The following is an 18,310-nucleotide window of genomic DNA, read 5'->3' as shown; positions in this document are numbered from 1 at the left end:
ACACTAAAAAAGCCGGCCATAGGGCCGGCTTTTTTTAAAACAGCGCAATCAACGCACTGTCGGCCCCTGAAAGCCCATCCACATGGCCAGATGCTCGGCAACACTGGCACCCAGCTTTTTCGAGAAGCGATCGAAAGGCGACTCCTGCACGGTGAAATCCACCAACTCCTTCTCGCCGACCACATCCCGGGCAACCGAGCTGGCACTCCCCAGCCCATCGATCAAGCCCAGTTGCAGCGCCTGCTCGCCGGACCAGACCAGGCCGGAGAACAGCTCCGGATGATCCTTATCCTTGAGACGCTCGCCACGCCCCTGCTTGACGCTGGCGATGAACTGGCGATGAGTGGTATCCAGCACGCCCTGCCAGAACTGGGTTTCCTCGGGCTTCTGCGGCTGGAACGGGTCCAGGAACGACTTGTGCTCACCCGAGGTGTAGGTACGACGCTCCACACCCAGCTTCTCCATGGTGCCGACGAAACCATAACCGGCCGCCGTAACCCCAATGGAACCGACCAGGCTCGCCTTGTCGGCATAAATCTGATCGGCAGCGCTTGCAATGTAGTAGGCGCCGGAAGCCCCCAGGTCGGAAATCACTGCATACACCTTGATATCCGGATGCAAGCCACGCAGGCGACGGATTTCGTCATAGACATAACCCGACTGTACCGGGCTACCGCCAGGACTGTTGATACGCAGCACAATGCCTTTGACCTTCGAGTCCTCGAAAGCCGCACGCAAGCCGGTCACGATGTTGTCGGCGCTCGCCGACTCCTTGTCCGCGATCACGCCCGTCACCTCGATCAACGCCGTGTAACCGGCCCCGCGGGTGGCGGTTTTTTCCATATCCATCAACGGCGTAAACAGCGCCAGGGCCACAAGCAGATAAACAAAGGTCAGGAGCTTGAAGAAAATCCCCCAGCGCCGCGAACGCCGCTGCTCTTGCACACCGGCCAGCAGGGTCTTTTCCAGCAGCTTCCAGCTCTTGTCGTCAGCACTGTCGGCAGCCGATTTACTCGGCGCTTTCCATTCGTCGCTCATGCTTTTACCCCAAAAGACTCAATTGCCCCGCTGGCCGAGCCAGGCATGCAATTGAGGAAAACTATCGATAGACAGGCGCGGCTCGTAAGCCTGCAAGACTTCCAGCGATTGCGCACCATAACCGACCGCAACCGATGCCATGCCCGCGTTACGCGCCATCAGCAGGTCGAAAGAGGAATCCCCGACCATCAACGCCTGCTCGGGGCGCACCTCGCAATGCGCCAGGATCTGCTCGAGCATCAGCGGATGAGGCTTGCTCGCGGTTTCGTCGGCAGCGCGGGTGATGTCGAAATAATCTTCCCAGCCATGCGCCTTCAACACCCGATCCAGGCCACGCCGCGCCTTACCGGTCGCTACCGCCAGATGATATCCCTCGCCCCGGAAAGCTTCGAGAGACTGCACCACCCCGGCAAACAACGGAGAAGGCTCGGCCTCGAGAGCGATGTAGTGATCGGCATAATGCTGGCGAAAATCTACCAGCTCGGCATCGCTGATGTGCGGATACAGCGTGCGGATCGCCTCTGGCAATCCCAGGCCGATAATGCCCTTGACCGCAAAATCGTCGCACCGGGCAAACCCCGAGCGATCGGAGGCCACATGCATGGCCTCGACTATCCGACCAATGGAGTCTGCCAGGGTGCCGTCCCAATCAAAGATCAGCAGCTTGTAATCAGGGTGCACTCAGGCGCTCCACGGTCTTGGCCCACATTTCATCCACCGGCGCCTGCAATTTCAGCTCGCCGCCATCGGGCAACGGCACGGTCAGCATGTAGGCATGCAGAAACAGGCGCTTACCGCCCAGGTCACGGATTTCCTTGGTGAAATCGTCATCGCCATACTTGCTGTCGCCGGCAATGCAATGCCCAGCATGCAGGGTATGCACACGGATCTGGTGAGTACGACCGGTCACCGGTTTGGCTTCGACCATGGTGGCAAAGTCACCGAAGCGGCGCAGCACCTTGAACACGGTCAAGGCCTCCTTACCCTCTTCGTTCACTTCGACCATGCGCTCGCCGGAACGCAGGTTGCTCTTGAGCAGCGGCGCACGGACCTGCTTGATCGAGGTCGCCCAGTTGCCGCGCACCAGCGCCATGTAGCGTTTGTCGACACCATCGCCGCGCAAGGCTTCATGCAAATGACGCAGCATGCTGCGTTTCTTGGCAATCATCAGCAGGCCGGAAGTATCGCGGTCGAGGCGATGGACCAGCTCCAGCTCCTTGGCGTCCGGGCGCAACTGACGAAAGGCTTCGATCACCCCGAAATTCAGGCCGCTGCCGCCATGCACAGCGATGCCGGCGGGCTTGTTGATCACGATCAGGGCTTTGTCTTCATAGACAATCGAAGCCTCCAGGCGCTGCAACAAACCCTGCGCCACGGGCACGGGTTCGTCACGCTCCGGCACGCGCACCGGCGGCACGCGCACGATATCGCCCGCCTGCAGCTTGTATTCGGGCTTGATCCGGCCCTTGTTCACCCGCACTTCGCCTTTGCGCAAAATGCGGTAAATCAAGGTCTTGGGCACGCCTTTGAGCCGAGCGAGGAGGAAATTGTCGATTCGTTGGCCGGCATATTCCGGCGAGACCTCAAGCAGTTGAACGCCTGGGGTCGAGGGGGCATTAGTCGTCATGGCGCAAATGATAACAATTTTTTATGGAATTGAAGCACTTAATGATTACTGCTATAGTCGCGAACGCCGCCAAAAGCGGCCTGGACAGCGGACAAACGGCCAACAGCCGGCCCTGACCAACGCAATTCACCAGGATGCGAGGCCGTCCTACGGGGCTTTCGCTACGAACGGTGGAGTTTTGCAGTTGTAACAAGCGCAGGTGACATGAGGCCTGAAGCACGCCGAAAAGCAGAGTTTCCACTCGCCTTTCGAGCAAATATTCACGGCCAGTTCACAAAGTGCAGTCAGCTACGAACGAACCCGAGCGAGCGCTTCGGAAACACCGCCTAAATTAGCCATGATGCGTGAGCTCCCCTTTCGGAGCTCACGGTAAATGCCAACCCGCTGCGGATTCTGCGCGCGGCAGCACCCGAATTATCAGGGATACGTGTAGGGTGGAGATGCACAACCGTCGGACTGTGTAGCATTAGGCTTTATCAAGACGCTTCATCTCGTCCACAGTCGCCGGTTGATTCCTCCTCCTGATTGAGCTTTTGCTTAAGAGGTGCCTTTTGTCACCCCAGCAAGCAGGACGCGTGAGTCGCGAGTTCGCCCCAACTGGCCGGATTTCGCTAGACACTGGAGCGGCCAACCGCTCCTGACGCACCTGACACCGACCGTGAGAAGTCGTGTGTGCCGAACGCCGTTTCCGGCAGCCCGGAAACCGACGGTACTACATGAAAAGAATGCTGATTAACGCAACTCAACCCGAAGAGTTGCGTGTTGCACTGGTAGATGGCCAACGCCTCTACGACCTGGACATCGAATCCGGTGCACGCGAGCAGAAGAAGGCCAACATCTATAAAGGCCGTATCACTCGCATCGAACCAAGCCTCGAGGCTGCCTTTGTCGATTTCGGCTCTGAGCGCCACGGCTTCCTGCCCCTCAAAGAAATCTCCCGCGAATACTTCAAGAAAGCTCCCGAAGGCCGCGTCAATATCAAGGACGTCCTGAGCGAAGGCCAGGAAGTCATCGTTCAGGTCGAAAAAGAAGAACGTGGCAACAAGGGCGCTGCCCTGACCACCTTCATCAGCCTGGCCGGTCGTTACCTGGTGCTGATGCCGAACAACCCGCGTGCCGGCGGCATCTCCCGTCGCATCGAAGGCGAAGAGCGCAACGAACTGCGCGAAGCCTTGAACGGCCTGGTCGCCCCTGCCGACATGGGCCTGATCGTTCGCACTGCCGGCCTGGGCCGCAGCAGCGAAGAAATGCAGTGGGACCTCGACTACCTGCTGCAACTCTGGACCGCCATCAAAGAAGCCTCGCTGGACCGCGCAGCGCCTTTCCTGATCTACCAGGAAAGCAACGTGATCATCCGCGCCATCCGTGACTACCTGCGCCAGGACATCGGCGAAGTGCTGATCGACAGCGTTGAAGCCCAGGACGAAGCCCTGACCTTCATCCGCCAGGTGATGCCGCAGTACGCCAGCAAGATCAAGCTGTACGAAGACAGCGTTCCGCTGTTCAACCGTTTCCAGATCGAAAGCCAGATCGAAACCGCCTTCCAGCGCGTCGTCGAACTGCCTTCCGGCGGCTCCATCGTTATCGATCCGACCGAAGCCCTGGTGTCCATCGACATCAACTCGGCGCGCGCCACCAAAGGCAGCGACATCGAGGAAACCGCCCTGCAGACCAACCTGGAAGCAGCGGAAGAAATCGCTCGCCAGCTGCGCCTGCGTGACATCGGCGGCCTGATCGTCATCGACTTCATCGACATGACCCCGGCCAAGAACCAGCGCGCCGTGGAAGAGAAAGTCCGTGAATGCCTGGAAGCCGACCGCGCTCGCGTCCAGGTCGGTCGTATCTCGCGCTTCGGCCTGCTGGAAATGTCCCGCCAGCGCCTGCGTCCATCCCTCGGCGAAAGCAGCGGCATCGTCTGCCCACGCTGCAACGGCACCGGCATCATCCGCGACGTCGAATCGCTGTCGCTGGCGATCCTGCGCCTGATCGAAGAAGAAGCCCTGAAAGACCGCACCGCCGAAGTTCGCGCCCAAGTGCCGATTCCGGTCGCGGCCTTCCTGCTCAACGAAAAACGCAACTCGATCACCAAGATCGAACTGCGCACCCGTGCTCGTATCGTCATTCTGCCGAACGACCATCTCGAAACGCCGCACTTCGAAGTCCAGCGTCTGCGTGATGACAGCCCGGAAGCCGGCATCAACCAGTCCAGCTACGAAATCGCCGCTGCCGCTGCCGAAGCCGAAGAAGTCCAGCCAGCCGCCGCGACCCGCACCCTGGTTCGCCAGGAAGCCGCCGTCAAGACCGCTCCAGCCCGCGCCAACGCACCGGTTCCAACCGAAGTGGCCGCCGCCCCGGTTGCCGCTCCGGCCGCCGTTGCCGAGCCAAGCCTGTTCAAAGGCCTGGTGAAATCCCTGGTCAGCCTGTTCGCCACCAAGGAAGAGCCAGCCGCTCCGGTCGTGGTTGAAAAGCCGGCCACCGAGCGTCCTGCGCGCAACGAAGAACGCCGCAACGGTCGTCAGCAGAGCCGCAATCGCAACGGTCGCCGCGACGAAGAGCGCAAGCCACGCGAAGAACGCGCCCCTCGTGAAGAGCGCGCACCGCGCGAAGCCCGCGAAGAGCGTCAGCCACGCGAAGTCCGCGAGGCTCGCGAGGAAGTCCAGGCCACCGCTCGCGAAGAGCGCGCGCCACGTCCGCCACGGGAAGAGCGTCAACCACGCCCACCACGTGAAGACCGCAAGCCACGCGGCGAGCGCGAAGAACGCGTGCGTGAACTGCGCGAACCGCTGGACGCTGCTCCTGCCGCTGCCGCCGAAGAACGCCCGGCTCGTCAGCCACGCGAAGAGCGTCAACCGCGCCCACCGCGTGAAGAGCGCCAACCTCGCGCCGAACAGGCCGCTGCCGTAGCTGAAGAAGAGCTGCTGCCGAACGAAGAGCAACTGCAGGAAGACGGTCAGGAGAACGCCGAGGGCGATCGTCCGCGCCGCCGCTCCCGTGGCCAGCGTCGTCGCAGCAACCGTCGTGAGCGTCAGCGTGACGCCAACGGCAATGTGATCGAAGGTTCGGAAGAAAACAGCGAAGAGCCAAGCAGCGCCGATCTGGCCGCAGGCCTGGCGGTAACCGCTGCCGTTGCCAGCACCGTGATCAGCGCCCCGGCCGAAGCCCAGGCTCACGAGCAGGCCGAACGTGCCACTGCTACCGTCCAGGAAGCCGCACCGACCGTCGAAGCACCGGTCGTCGAGGCCACCACTGCGGTAGAGATTCCAGCAGCACCTGCTGTTGAAGTCGCCCAGGTTCGTGAAGAACAGCACGAAGAACAGGCTGCGCAACCTGCAATTGTTGCAGAACAACCTGCAGTCGTTGCCGAGCCAGTGGTCGAAGCGCCAGTCGCCGAAGCACCAGCGGCAGAGCCAGCCCAGGAAGCGCCTCGTGCCTTCGAGCGTGCCGCCGAGGCGATCGTTGCCGAAGCGCCTGCACCAGTCGCAGAAGTTGTGGCTGAAGCAGTCGTGGCTGCTGAACCTGTAGTTGCCGAGCCTGTGGCTGCCGCACCGGCAGCGCCGGTCGAGGCACCTGTCGCCGAAGTGGCTGCACCGGTTGTCGAGGCCGCTCCGGCCAGCGCCCTGACCAGCACCGGTCGCGCGCCAAACGACCCGCGTGAAGTGCGTCGTCGCAAGCGCGAAGCCGAGCGTCTGCAGAAGGAAGCCGAACTGGCTGCCGCTGCTGCCGCTGAAGCTCCGGTAGAAGCCGTAGTGGCCGCCGAGCCTGCGCCGGTGGTTGCCGAGGCGGTCGAGGTAGCTCCTGCTGCCGAACTGGCCATCGAGCAACCTGCGCCTGCCGCCGACGAAGCCCCGCGCTCCGTCGAAGAAGTGGTAGAGCACAAGCCCAAGGCCCAGGAAGAAGAGCACGAGCCTAAACCCCTCGTCTGATTCCTAGCCCGATAAAAAGCCCCGCCTGGTCACCCAGGCGGGGCTTTTTCATGCCTGCAATTCTTCGATCAACATCTTCGCCGCGAAAGCGAGCCCAGCGATCTCAACCGCTAAAAACCAACGCCTGCGGCGTATCCACATCCCACAACACGCCTGCATCCGTCAGTTCCACCTCGACGACCTGCCCCACGGCAAACAGCGGCCTGGCTCCTCGATCCCCGGTCAGGCCCTGCAACGCCTGCCCAAAGGCCGCGCCAAAAGCCACCGGGTGACCATAGGTCCCCTTATAAACAGGCACCCGGATCATTTGCTCGCTCAGCCCTTGCAGCACGCTCTCGATACTCGACGGCAGGATAAAGGGCATGTCCCCCAGCACCACCAGCCAGCCACTGGCATCGGCACAGGCTGCGACGGCGGCCGCGAGGCTGTCGCCCATGCCCGGCGAATCCAGAAGCACCACCTGGCAGCCATAGGCTTCAGCCAAGGCAATCACCTCGGTACGGTCCGGCGTTGTCACCAGGACTCTACGGGTCAGCAGTTCGGGCAAACTCCTCAGGACCTGCTCGACTACCGGCCTGATCACCGCGTCTCGTCCCAGGCATGGAGCCAGCAACTTGTCTTGCCCGCCCCCCGCCGCCTGCCGATAACGGCTGCCCTGCCCCGCGGCCAGGATGACCGCGCACAGCGACTCGCTCACGCGCTCACCTGCGCAGTGACTTGAGGCGGCTTTTTCTGCAACAGGTCGATGCCGTTCTTGATGGCGACGATCTCCGACATCACCGACAGGGCAATCTCCGCCGGTGTATGGCTGCCGATATGCAGGCCGATGGGCCCGTGCAGGCGTTCGATGGCCTGCGGCTCCAGCCCCAGCTGGGTCAGATTCTCCCGACGCTTCTGACTGTTGACCCGAGAGCCCAGCGCCCCGACGTAAAACGCCCGGGAATTGAGCGCGGTCAACAGCGCCATGTCATCCAGCCGGGGGTCATGGGTCAGCGCGACAATGGCTGTACGCTCGTCGGTCTCGATATTCAGCACCGCATCGTCCGGCATTCCCGGCACAAAACGCCCGTGCTGCTCTTCCCAGCCGTAGACAAACTCCTTACGCGGATCGCAGATCAGTACTTCGAAGTCCAGCAGCCGCGCCATTTCTGCCACATACCGCGACAACTGCCCGGCGCCGATCAGCAACAGCCGCCAGCGCGGGCCATAGATCGCCCGCAGGGTGGTGTCATCGAAGCTCAGCACGTCGGTCTTGCTGGCCGGCTTTAGCAGCACTTCACCGCTGCTCAGGTTCAACTCCCGGGCGACGATTTCATGCGCCTCGCAACGAGCCAGCAGTTCCGCGACCCAGCCCGGATCGCCAACCCGCTCCTCGGTCAGGCGCAAGGTGCCGCCGCACGGCAGGCCAAAACGCGCGGCCTCCTCGCGGCTCACGCCATAGGTCACCAGTTGCACCGGCGGCCCGTCCAGAGGCAGGCGGCCATCGTGCAAACGGGCGATCAGGTCGTCCTCGATGCAACCGCCCGAGACCGAGCCGATCACCATGCCGTCTTCGCGCAAAGCCAGCATGGCCCCCGGTGGCCGCGGCGCGCTACCCCAGGTCTGGACCACGCTGTACAAGGTCACGCGCTGCCCCGCACGGCGCCATTCCAGCACGCTGCGCAGGACATTCAGATCAACGCTGTCCATCAGGCCTTGCCCGCCTGTTGCCAGCCCTGCAGTTGGTAACGCACTGGCAGGTTGCGAATGCGCTTGCCGGTGGCGGCAAAGATCGCGTTACACAGGGCCGGCGCGATCGGCGGCACGCCCGGCTCACCGACACCGCCCAGCGGCACATCGCCTGGTGGCGTCACCAGGTGCACGGCGACTTCCTTCGGCGCCAGGGACATGCGCGCCACTTCATACATATGGAAGTTGTCCTGCTGGACCTTGCCGTCCTTGAAGCTGATCTCGCCCACCACCGCATTGCCCAGGCCCATCACACAGGCGCCCTCGAACTGCGAGCGGATACGCTCGGGATTGATCTGCGGACCGCAGTCCACGGCGATATCGGCCTTGTGCACGATCAAGGTGCCATCATCCTTGACCTCGACTTCGATCACCGCCGCCACGTAAGTGACGAAACTGTAATGCACCGCCAGCCCCAGGCCGCGGCCCTTGGGCAGGCTGCGGCCCCAGCCCGCCGCCTTGGCCGCGGTCTCCAGCACGCCACGCATACGGGCGGTGTCGATCGGGTAACGCTCCGGCGACTCACCGTAGTTCCACTCTTCGCTCAAGGTCCGTGGATCGATCCGGCGATCCGGCCCGAGCAGTTTGAGCTGGTACTTCAACGGGTCCTGGCCCGCCTTATGGGCCAGTTCGTCGACAAAGCTCTGGATGGCGAAACCGTGGGGGATGTTCGACACCGAGCGATACCAGCCAACCCGGGTATGCGCAGCGGCCTCGGGGTTTTCCAGGCGCACGTTGGGAATCGCATAGGCCAGGTTGGTAAAGCCCATGCCCAGTTCGAAGGCGGCCTCATGGTTCATGCCCGGGGCGAACAGCGCGGTGATGCTCGGCGCCACGGTGCGGTGCAGCCAGCCGGACGGCATGCCGTCCTTGTTCAGGCTGGCCTTGAGGTATTCCGCCGACACGGTGTGGAAGTAGGAGTTGTGAATGTCGTCTTCGCGGGTCCATTGCACCCGCACGGCCTTGCCCGGCACTTCCTTGGCGAGAATCGCCGCCTCGAGAATGAAGTCGGGCTTGGATTTACGCCCGAAGCCACCGCCGAGCAAGGTGATGTTGACCGTCACCTTGTCGAAGGGAATGCCCAGGCGCTCGGCAATACGTTCGCGGGTCACCTGTGGCGCCTGGCTCGGAGCCCAGGCTTCGCACTGGCCGTCCTTGAAGCGCGCCACGGCGACCATCGGTTCCATCGGCGCCTGCGCCAGGTGCGGCAGGTAGTAGGAGGCCTCCAGGCTGCTGTCGGCGCTGCCCATGGCGTCGTCGATATTGCCGGTGCTGCGTACTACCTTGCCGGGCTTGAGCGCCGCGGCTTCCAGTTCCTTGCGGTAGGCAATCGAGTCGTAGCCGGCGTTGACGCCATCGTCCCACTCGATCTTCAACGCATCGCGGCCCTTGATCGCCGCCCAGGTATTGCTGGCGATCACCGCCACACCACCCAGCGGCTGAAACTCGGAAGGCAGCGGGCGACTGTCGATCTGCACCACCTTGATCACGCCCGGCACCTTCAGCGCCGCGCTGCCATCGAAGGATTTGACCTTGCCGCCATAGACCCGTGGGCGCGCAACCGTCGCGAAGAGCATGCCGTCGAAATGCACGTCGGCGCCGTAGACCGCCTGACCATTGACGATGTCCGCACCGTCGATGGCGCGGGTGCCCTCCTTGCCGATGTAGCGGAATTCGCTGGGTTGCTTCAGACGCAGGCTGTCGCGGGCCGGCACCGCCAGGGCGCTCGCCGCGGCGGCCAGGGCACCATAGCCCAGTTCACGGCCGCTCGGCTGGTGGACCACTTTATGCAACTGCGCCCGGCACTCGGCCAGCGGGACTTTCCACTGCTCGGCCGCCGCCTGCTCGAGCATGGTCCGCGCCGCCGCACCGCAGCGCCGCATCGGCTCGTACCAATGGCGCATGCTGCGCGAACCGTCGGTGTCCTGGTTACCGAACAGCGCCTCGTCGCCCGGCGCCTGCCTGACCTTCACCAAGGCCCAGTCGGCCTCCAGTTCGTCAGCGACCACCATGCTCAGGCTGGTACGCACGCCCTGGCCCATTTCCGAACGGTTGCAGAGCACGGTCACACTGCCATCGGCGGCGATGCTCACGTACACCTTGGGGTCATCGACCCAACCGTTGGGCATGCCGTCGGCACCGAACTTCTTCTCTTCGGCGAAAGCGTCCTGCCAGCCCCAGCTGGCCGCCAGTACCAGTGCGCCGGTAGCTCCGACGCCTTTGAGAAAACCGCGGCGGCTGAGGTTGCTCAGGGCAAAATCATTCGGCAGCTGGCTCATGCCTTGGCCTCCTTCAGGTGGGTGGAGGCCTGGCGGATCGCCGTCTTGATCCGGTTGTAGGTGCCACAGCGGCAGATGTTGCCAACCATGGCGGCCTCGATCTGTTCGTCGCTGGGGTTGGGGTTGACCTTGAGCAAGGCAGTGGCCGACATGATCTGCCCGCCCTGGCAGTAGCCGCACTGGGCCACCGCGCTGTCCAGCCAGGCCTGCTGCACGACTTTGCCGACCGGGTCGCTGTGCAGGTTGTCGATGGTGCTGACATTCTGCCCGACCACCGAGCCGATCGGCGTGATGCAACTGCGCGCCGGGGAGCCGTCGATATGGATGGTGCATGCGCCGCACAGGCCCATGCCGCAACCGAACTTGGTGCCGTTGTAGCCCGCCACGTCGCGGATAGCCCAGAGCAGCGGCATGTCCTCGGTGACATCCAGTGGGTGATCTTGACCGTTGAGTTTCAGGGTAATCATGGGCACGCCCGCATATTTTCCGTTTATGGGGTCGAGCAATCTGCCGTTGAGTACAACGACTTGCAGGAGCAGATCGACTCAGGCTAATGGGCTCTCTTATGAAGACGGGGAGTCTTCACCGGGCCTTTGGGGGTACAAATAGTTGCATTGTTAGCAGGCTAAGTTAAGCCGCAATTAACAAAAAAGCCTTGCAGGGTGTGAACCCGTGCAAGGCTTTGCTGGCGCGTCTTGAGCGTAGCTCAACAGGCTCAATAGAGATTGGGCTCCATCTCCAGCTGCACATGGAAGCGCTCGGCAATATCCTGCTGGATCCTTCGTGCCAGGCTTAACAACTGCAAGCCCGTGGCACCGCCATAGTTGACCAGCACCAGCGACTGCAAACGATGCACCCCGGCATCGCCATCGCGAAAGCCCTTCCAGCCCGCCTGTTCGATCAACCAGCCAGCGGCCAGCTTCACCTGCCCGTCCGCCTGTAGATAACCTACCAGCCCCGCATGCCGCTGCCTGATCTCGGCCGCCAGCGCAGCGGACACCACCGGGTTCTTGAAGAAACTGCCGGCATTGCCCAGTACCGCCGGGTCCGGCAGTTTTTCGCTGCGGATGCTGCAAATGGCGCGACTGACATCGCTGGCCGTCGGCTGCTCGATGCCCTGCTCGCTCAAGCGCTGGCGCACCGGGCCATATTCCAGATGCAGATGCTCGCTGCGGGCCAGGGCAAAACGCACCCGCAGAATCAGCCAGCGGCCGGCCTCTTGCTTGAACAGGCTGTCGCGGTAGGCGAACTGACATTCTTCCAGGCTGAAATCGCGCAACTCACCGCTCTGCCGATCCAGTGCGGTGAGGCCGGCGAACACATCCTTGATCTCGACTCCGTAGGCACCGATGTTCTGCATCGGTGCGGCGCCCACAGTCCCCGGAATCAGGCTGAGGTTTTCCAGGCCGGACAAGCCCTGTTGCAAGGTCCACTGCACGAAGGGATGCCAGGTTTCACCCGCTTCGGCTTCGACTACTACCTGCTGGCCATCGTCGCTCAGCAGACGAATACCGCGGGTACTCATGCGCAAGACCAGCGCTGGAATATCCGCGGTCAGCAGCAGGTTGCTGCCGCCGCCAATCACCAGCAGCGGCAGTCGATGCTGCGCCGAACAGGCCAGCGCCTCACGCACGTCAGCGTCGCTGTGGGCCTCGGCGAACAGCTGCGCGCGCACATCGACGCCGAAGGTGTTGAAAGGCTTGAGGGAAACCTGGGACTGCAGATGCAAGCTCATAGCCGCCCCTTCAGCTCGATCACCAGCCGGTCGCTGGCGTACTCGATCAGGTCCAGCACCTGCTCGAAACCTTGTTCACCGTCGTAGTAAGGATCCGGCACTTCGTCCACCGCCGCCTCGTAGCGGCGCAGGAACAGGTCCAGCTCGGCCTTGCCCTGGGCCGGCTGCAGCGCCTTGAGGTTGCGCAGGTTGCTCTCGTCCATGGCCAGGATCAGGTCGTAGCGAGCAAAGTCCGCGCTGCTGACTTGCTGCGCGCGCTGGGCCGACAGGTCGTAGCCGCGCAACAGCGCCGCGCGCTGGCTGCGCTTGTCCGGCGCCTTGCCGATGTGCCATTCGCCGGTCCCCGCGGACGCGACTTCGACCCGGTCGGCCAGCCCCGCTTCACGTAACTTGTGGCGCAGTACGCCCTCCGCCGTCGGCGAACGGCAGATATTGCCCAGGCAGACAAACAGAACCCGCATCAGGCCTCCAGCAGGCGACGAACGCGCTCAAGGTCTTCGGCGGTATCGACACCACCAGGCGGGGCTTCCAGGGCATCAGCGACATGGATACGCACGCCGTGCCACAAGGCCCGCAACTGCTCCAGCGACTCGGTGTTCTCCAGCCAGCACGGACCCCAGCTGACGAAGTCATGCAGGAAGCCGGCGCGGTAGGCATAGATGCCGATATGGCGGCGATAAGGCACGCCTTCCGGTAGCAGGTCGCGATTCTTCGCAAAGGCGTCGCGCGCCCACGGCAAGGTGGCGCGGCTGAAGGTCAGCGCCAGACCATTGATGTCGCTGACCACCTTGACCACGTTCGGGTTGAACAGGGTCTCGACGTCCTCGATCGGCTCGGCCAGGGTGGCCATGCTCGCTTCAGTGTGGGCGGCCAGGTTGGCGGCCACCTGGTCGATCACCGCCGGCGGGATCAACGGCTCGTCGCCCTGGACATTGACCACGATGGCATCCGCGGCCAGGCCCAGCTGGCTGGCGACTTCCGCCAGGCGATCGGTCCCGGAGTTGTGGTCCTCGCGGGTCAACACCGCTTCGGCGCCGAAGCCCTGGCAGGCTTCGACGATTCGCGCGTCGTCAGTTGCTACCACCACACGCTGGGCGGCGCTCTTGCAGGCCTGTTCCCAGACGTGCTGGATCATCGGCTTGCCGGCGATCATCTGCAGCGGTTTACCCGGCAGGCGGGTGGAGGCGAATCGGGCTGGAATGACAACGGTAAAGGCTGTGGTCATTTATCCAGGCGCTCGTCGGTACTGAGGGTGCGGGCTTCGCTTTCCAGCATGACCGGGATGCCATCACGAATCGGATAGGCCAGGCCGGCGCCCTTGCTGATCAGCTCGGTCTTGTCGGCGCTGAGCTTGAGCGGTCCCTTGCAGATCGGGCAAGCGAGGATATCAAGCAATTTGGTGTCCATGAGAATTCCCTGGATAGAAGCGTTAAGGCAGAAGACGAGCGGGCAACAGGCGCATCAGCTGCGTATCGAACCAGGCCACGAAGGCCGGGGATGGCACAGCATCCACCGCCAGGTACCACCAGTCGGGAGCCGCGAAGGCGCGGCACTTCACCGCATCCTTTTCGGTCATGACCAGCGGCAACGCCGGGGTGAAACTCAGCGCCTGCGCGCTGTATTCGGCGTGGTCGGCGAAAGCATGCGGGACAGGCTGCCAGTGTAGCGTTTCAAGGGTAGTGAAGAAACGTTGCGGATTGCCGATACCGGCCACCGCGTGCAATGCCTGCCCCGGCGCGAAGTGCTCAAGCCCGCGACGTTCGCCGCTTTGCAGATTGACCAGGGCGGTGGGCACCAGGCGAAAGGCGAAGCCATCCTCGCGATCGTCGCTGGCGCCGTTGTAGAGCACTGCGTCGACGCTTTGCAGGCGCTCGACCGGCTCGCGCAGCGGCCCGGCCGGCAGGCAACGCCGATTGCCCAGCCCGCGCGCGGCGTCGATCAGCACCAGTTCGAGGTCGCGGGCCATGCGGTAATGCTGCATGCCGTCGTCGGAGAGAATCAGGTCCAGCGGTTCGGCGGCCAGCAGGGCCCGCACGGCGCGACTGCGATCGGGGTCGATCATCAGCGGCACGCCGCTGCGCTGGACGATCAGCAAAGGCTCGTCGCCGGCGACTGCGGCGCTCTGCTCGGCGGCGACCCGCCATGGCCACTGCGGCGGCTTGGCGCCGTAACCACGGCTGACCACGCCGACCCGCAGCCCGCTGCGCTGGCAATGCTCGATCAGCCACAGGATCAGCGGCGTCTTGCCGGTACCGCCCACGGTGATATTGCCGACCACCACCAGCGGCACCGGCGGCTGGTAAACATTGCCCTCACCGGCCAGGAAGCGTTCGCGCTTGCGCACCACCACCCGGCGATAGAGCCACTCCAGGGGCTGCAGCAGTTTCAGCGCGGGATGGCCGTTGTACCAGGCAGCGAGCAAGCGATCGGACATGGCCATCAGGGTGCTGGCGCCGCCTCGACGGTGGTCATGCGCAGATGGCTGAAACCGAGCTTGCCGGCGGCGTCCATCGCGGTAATGACGGCCTGGTGCTGGGCCTTGCCGTCGGCACTGATGGACAGCGGCAGGTTGGTGTCGCCCGCCGACTCCTTCTGCAAGGCTTCGATCAGGCTGGCCAGGTCGCTCTTGGGCAGCACCTGGTTGTTCACCGAAAACACCCCGTCGGCGCTGATGGCGATATCTAGTTGTTTGGTCTGCTGGTCTTCGGCCGGCGAGCCGCTGACGGCCTCCGGCAACTCGACGCGCAACTGGGTTTCCCGGGTAAAGGTGGTGGTCACGACGAAAAACAGCAGCAGGATAAACACCACGTCGATCAACGACGCGAGGTTGATATCGATGGTTTCCCGTGGCTTGCGGCGGAATTTCACGCTTTGCCCTCGGCCAGATCGACGTCGCGGTCACCCTGCACCACTTCGACCAGTTTGATGGCTTCCTGCTCCATGCCAACCACCAGCTCATCGACCCGGCGTTGCAGGAAACGGTGGAAGAACACTGCCGGAATACCGACCATCAGGCCGGACGCGGTGGTGATCAACGCCTTGGAAATACCACCGGCCAGCACCGCGGCATTGGTGGTCATCCCCGAGCCCATGAACGAGCTGAAAATATCGATCATGCCCAGCACCGTACCCAGCAAGCCCAGCAGCGGGGCCATGGCGGCGATGGTGCCGAGGGCATTGAGGTAGCGCTCCAGTTCGTGGATGACCCGGGCGGCGGCTTCCTCGATGCACTCTTTCATGACCTCGCGGCCATGCTTGGAGTTGGCCAGGCCGGCGGCCAGGATCTCGCCCAGGGGCGAATGGGCGCGCAGCTCCTTGAGCTTGTCCTTGTTCAGCTGTTTGTCCTTGATCCAGCGCCACACCTGGCCCAGCAGATGAGGCGGGGTAACGCGGCTGGCCCGCAGGGTCCACAGACGCTCGGCAATGATGCCGACCGCGACAATGGAACTCAGAATGATCGGCAACATCATCCAGCCGCCGGATTTGACCAATTCCCACACAGTGACAGTCCCCTCGAAAAAGTGCGCCACTCTAACATAGGGGCCGAATGCACCGAAGAACCTGATGTCGCATGCCTTCAGGCTTTAATAACTCACGGTTATTTAAGGAGATAGTGGCCATTTGCGCCAAAAGCGCCGCTGCGCCCGCAGGCTCGTCGGTTCGGTGTAAGTGCCCAGCATCAGCCGCAGCGCTCCCTGCTCCGCACTGTCGTAAATGGCGGTCCCTTGCTGGCGATAACGTTCGACGACCTGCGGGTGCGGATGCCCAAACCCATTGCCGTGCCCACGGGAGATCAGCACCGCCGAAGGTGCAAGGGCCTTGAGCAGGGCCGCGGACGACGAGCTGCGACTGCCGTGGTGCGGCGCCTGCAACCAGTGGGTCTCGACGGCCAGCGGGGTATCCAGCAAGGCGCGTTCGGCCAGGGCATCGATATCCCCCGTCAGCAGCAAACGCTCGCCCTGGGCCTCGACCTGCATCACGCAGGACTTCTGGTTACCGTTCTGCGCACCCGCCCATTGCCACAGGGAAAAACGCACCCCGTCCCATTGCCACTGCTCGCCGCTGGCGCAAGGCTCTGCCGGTAAATATGCCGGCAAACCCTCGGGATCGCCGCTGACCAGCCTGGCCACCGGCAAGCCGCGCTGAATGGCGTCGGCGCCACCGGCATGATCGGCATCGGCGTGGCTGAGCAGCATCAGGTCGAGGCGCGCGACGCCCAGCTTGCGCAAGGACGGCAGCACCACCCGCGCGCCCAGGTCGGAATCGCCAAAACGCGGACCGGCGTCATACAGCATCGCGTGCTCGCGAGTCCGTACCAGCACCGCCAGGCCCTGCCCGACATCCAGCTGCCAGACTTCCGCCTCGCCATATGGCAGCGTGTTTTTCGGCGGGAACACCACCAACAGCAGCATCGGCCAGCCCAAGGGACGCAGCGGCACGCCCGCAGGCAGCAACAGCAGCAAGGCTCCCAGCGCGCTGATGCTCCAGGCCCAGAGCGGTATGGCCGGCGCTACCCACGCCGGCCACTGGGCAGCCAGCAGGGTCAGGCCGCGGAACAGCAGGTCCAGCAAGCCACCGGCCAGCCAGAGCAAACCTTCGCCCAGGTAAGGCACCGCCAGCAACAAGGTGCCGAGCAACGCCGGCGGCAGCACCAGCAGGCTGATCCAGGGTTCCGCCAGCAGATTGGCCAGCGGCCCGCTGAGACTGATGGGCAACCCCAGCGCCAGCAGCACCGGGCACAGGCCGATGGCGATCAACCATTGAATACGGGTCCAGGACTGCCACCAGCGCCAGCCCCCCAGGCGCCCGCCAAAGATCAGGATCAGCACCGCCACCGCGGTAAAGGACAGCCAGAAGCCTGGCTGCAGGCTGGCCAGCGGCTCGAACAACAGCACCGCATTCAATGCCAGCAAGAACGGCCACCAGGCACCCAGGTGGCGAAAGCGCAGGCGCCAGATCAGCACCAGGGCCACCATCACACAGGCACGGCGCACCGGCACATCGAACCCCGCCAGCAACCCGTACCCCAGGGCCGAGGCGAATGCCAGCCCGCAGGCCCAGGGCAGCCAGGGCCAGCGTCCGGGCCACAGGCCGTAGCGGGCCAGCCCCGCCACCAGGGCGTACATCACTGCGGCCAGCAAGCTGATGTGCTGCCCGGAAATCACCATCAGGTGCACGGTCCCGGTGTCTTGCAAGACACGCCAGTCTTCCTGGCTCAACCCGGAGCCGTCGCCCAGTACCAGGGCCGCCAGGCCGCCGGCGCGCCCGTGGGCATCGACTTGCAGCAAGCGCTGGCGAATGCGCGCGCGCCAGCCGCCCTCCGCGGCAACCAGCAGTTGCCCATCCTTGACCGTGCCCGTGGCGCCGATGCGCTGGGCCAGCAACCAGGCCTCATGATCAAAGGCTTGCAGATTGACCAGGCCGGCAGGTCGCTTGAGCTTCACCGCCAGGCGCCAGCGTTCGCCGCTGTGCACCGGCGGCCCGCCATACCAGGCCAGGCGCAGGCGTTGCGGGATCCGGCCGCGCCGCGCCCGCCCGTCTTCCAGCTCGAAACGCACCAGCCCCTCGGCCTGCTGCGGCAGCCCCACCACTCGACCTTCGAGCCAGCGAGTCTGCCCGTCGAGCGGTTCCGCCAAACGATCATCCAGCGCCGATTGCGCGCTGATGCAGGCCCACGCCAGGCCCAACAGAAAAAGGGCCAATGGATAGGTGCGAAACGGCAACAGCATCAAGGCCACTACCGGTAGCACCGCCAGCCATCCGATCGCTGGTAGCGCCGGCAAAAAGCGCAGGCACAAAAGCCCCGCCGCCAACGCCAGCATCCCTGTGCGCATAAGCCCGTCCTTGAGCAGTTTTTGAGTGTTGTCACTCCTTGGCTTAGCTCAGCGGACCGGGCGCCGGCTTTATCATTTGTCACAAAGTCTGAATGGGCGCCTTCTAGAATCCGGGCATACTTGCCGCTTGAACTGACCGAGAAGCC

16 protein-coding genes are annotated in these 18,310 nt (G+C 63.7%); 1 reads left to right on the top strand and 15 read right to left on the bottom strand.

Going from position 1 to position 18,310, the window contains the following annotated elements:
- Nucleotides 1-48: 48 nt before the first annotated feature.
- The 3 genes from sppA to rluC are packed head-to-tail and all read right to left on the bottom strand — an operon-like array spanning nucleotide 49 to nucleotide 2,665.
- A complete protein-coding gene (gene sppA, locus AC3RCP_RS10075; RefSeq protein ID WP_492571661.1) occupies nucleotides 49-1,038 on the bottom strand; it encodes a signal peptide peptidase SppA in 990 nt (329 codons plus the stop codon).
- Between the two features lie 18 nt (nucleotides 1,039-1,056).
- Nucleotides 1,057-1,719 carry an HAD-IA family hydrolase gene (locus AC3RCP_RS10070; RefSeq protein WP_007928046.1) on the bottom strand — a complete coding sequence of 221 codons (663 nt, stop codon included), beginning with the start codon at nucleotides 1,717-1,719 and terminating at the stop codon, nucleotides 1,057-1,059.
- Nucleotides 1,709-2,665: a 23S rRNA pseudouridine(955/2504/2580) synthase RluC gene (gene rluC / locus AC3RCP_RS10065; protein WP_101337226.1), complete on the bottom strand. Its 957-nt coding sequence runs from the start codon at nucleotides 2,663-2,665 to the stop codon at nucleotides 1,709-1,711. Before rluC ends, AC3RCP_RS10070 begins: the two co-directional genes overlap by 11 nt.
- A 716-nt stretch (nucleotides 2,666-3,381) precedes the next feature.
- Here rluC and rne point away from each other — a divergent pair.
- The gene (rne, locus tag AC3RCP_RS10060) at nucleotides 3,382-6,588 is read left to right on the top strand and encodes a ribonuclease E (RefSeq protein ID WP_492571662.1); all 3,207 of its coding nucleotides are present in this window, start codon (nucleotides 3,382-3,384) and stop codon (nucleotides 6,586-6,588) included.
- 103 nt (nucleotides 6,589-6,691) lie between these two features.
- Here rne and AC3RCP_RS10055 read toward each other — a convergent pair whose 3' ends face one another.
- The 12 genes from AC3RCP_RS10055 to AC3RCP_RS10000 form a co-directional block, all read right to left on the bottom strand.
- Nucleotides 6,692-7,285 carry a nucleotidyltransferase family protein gene (locus AC3RCP_RS10055; RefSeq protein WP_492571663.1) on the bottom strand — a complete coding sequence of 198 codons (594 nt, stop codon included), beginning with the start codon at nucleotides 7,283-7,285 and terminating at the stop codon, nucleotides 6,692-6,694.
- Nucleotides 7,282-8,277: an XdhC family protein gene (locus AC3RCP_RS10050; RefSeq protein WP_007931676.1), complete on the bottom strand. Its 996-nt coding sequence runs from the start codon at nucleotides 8,275-8,277 to the stop codon at nucleotides 7,282-7,284. The genes AC3RCP_RS10055 and AC3RCP_RS10050 overlap by 4 nt, the downstream gene beginning before the upstream one ends.
- Nucleotides 8,277-10,595: a xanthine dehydrogenase family protein molybdopterin-binding subunit gene (locus tag AC3RCP_RS10045; protein WP_492571664.1), complete on the bottom strand. Its 2,319-nt coding sequence runs from the start codon at nucleotides 10,593-10,595 to the stop codon at nucleotides 8,277-8,279. The genes AC3RCP_RS10050 and AC3RCP_RS10045 overlap by 1 nt, the downstream gene beginning before the upstream one ends.
- Complete coding sequence (locus AC3RCP_RS10040; protein ID WP_007931672.1) at nucleotides 10,592-11,062, bottom strand: (2Fe-2S)-binding protein; 471 nt, start codon at nucleotides 11,060-11,062, stop codon at nucleotides 10,592-10,594. The genes AC3RCP_RS10045 and AC3RCP_RS10040 overlap by 4 nt, the downstream gene beginning before the upstream one ends.
- A gap of 248 nt (nucleotides 11,063-11,310) precedes the next feature.
- A complete protein-coding gene (murB, locus tag AC3RCP_RS10035; RefSeq protein WP_492571665.1) occupies nucleotides 11,311-12,330 on the bottom strand; it encodes a UDP-N-acetylmuramate dehydrogenase in 1,020 nt (339 codons plus the stop codon).
- Nucleotides 12,327-12,791, bottom strand: coding sequence for a low molecular weight protein-tyrosine-phosphatase (locus tag AC3RCP_RS10030; RefSeq protein ID WP_007931667.1), 465 nt, complete (start codon nucleotides 12,789-12,791; stop codon nucleotides 12,327-12,329). Before AC3RCP_RS10030 ends, murB begins: the two co-directional genes overlap by 4 nt.
- Nucleotides 12,791-13,555: a 3-deoxy-manno-octulosonate cytidylyltransferase gene (gene kdsB, locus AC3RCP_RS10025; RefSeq protein WP_007931665.1), complete on the bottom strand. Its 765-nt coding sequence runs from the start codon at nucleotides 13,553-13,555 to the stop codon at nucleotides 12,791-12,793. The genes AC3RCP_RS10030 and kdsB overlap by 1 nt, the downstream gene beginning before the upstream one ends.
- Nucleotides 13,552-13,737 carry a Trm112 family protein gene (locus tag AC3RCP_RS10020; protein ID WP_007931663.1) on the bottom strand — a complete coding sequence of 62 codons (186 nt, stop codon included), beginning with the start codon at nucleotides 13,735-13,737 and terminating at the stop codon, nucleotides 13,552-13,554. Before AC3RCP_RS10020 ends, kdsB begins: the two co-directional genes overlap by 4 nt.
- 22 nt (nucleotides 13,738-13,759) lie before the next feature.
- On the bottom strand, nucleotides 13,760-14,770 hold the full coding sequence (gene lpxK, locus AC3RCP_RS10015; RefSeq protein ID WP_492571666.1) for a tetraacyldisaccharide 4'-kinase: 1,011 nt from the start codon (nucleotides 14,768-14,770) through the stop codon (nucleotides 13,760-13,762).
- Nucleotides 14,770-15,198, bottom strand: coding sequence for an ExbD/TolR family protein (locus AC3RCP_RS10010; RefSeq protein WP_007931660.1), 429 nt, complete (start codon nucleotides 15,196-15,198; stop codon nucleotides 14,770-14,772). Before AC3RCP_RS10010 ends, lpxK begins: the two co-directional genes overlap by 1 nt.
- A complete protein-coding gene (locus AC3RCP_RS10005; RefSeq protein ID WP_173679740.1) occupies nucleotides 15,195-15,830 on the bottom strand; it encodes a MotA/TolQ/ExbB proton channel family protein in 636 nt (211 codons plus the stop codon). Before AC3RCP_RS10005 ends, AC3RCP_RS10010 begins: the two co-directional genes overlap by 4 nt.
- A gap of 102 nt (nucleotides 15,831-15,932) precedes the next feature.
- Nucleotides 15,933-18,164: a DNA internalization-related competence protein ComEC/Rec2 gene (locus AC3RCP_RS10000; RefSeq protein ID WP_492571667.1), complete on the bottom strand. Its 2,232-nt coding sequence runs from the start codon at nucleotides 18,162-18,164 to the stop codon at nucleotides 15,933-15,935.
- Between the last annotated feature and the right edge of the window lie 146 nt (nucleotides 18,165-18,310).

The organism is Pseudomonas sp. GW822-FHT05A08 (assembly GCF_058800485.1).
Note: the sequence above shows the minus strand (reverse complement) of the source record. Positions and strands in the feature narration are given on the sequence as shown.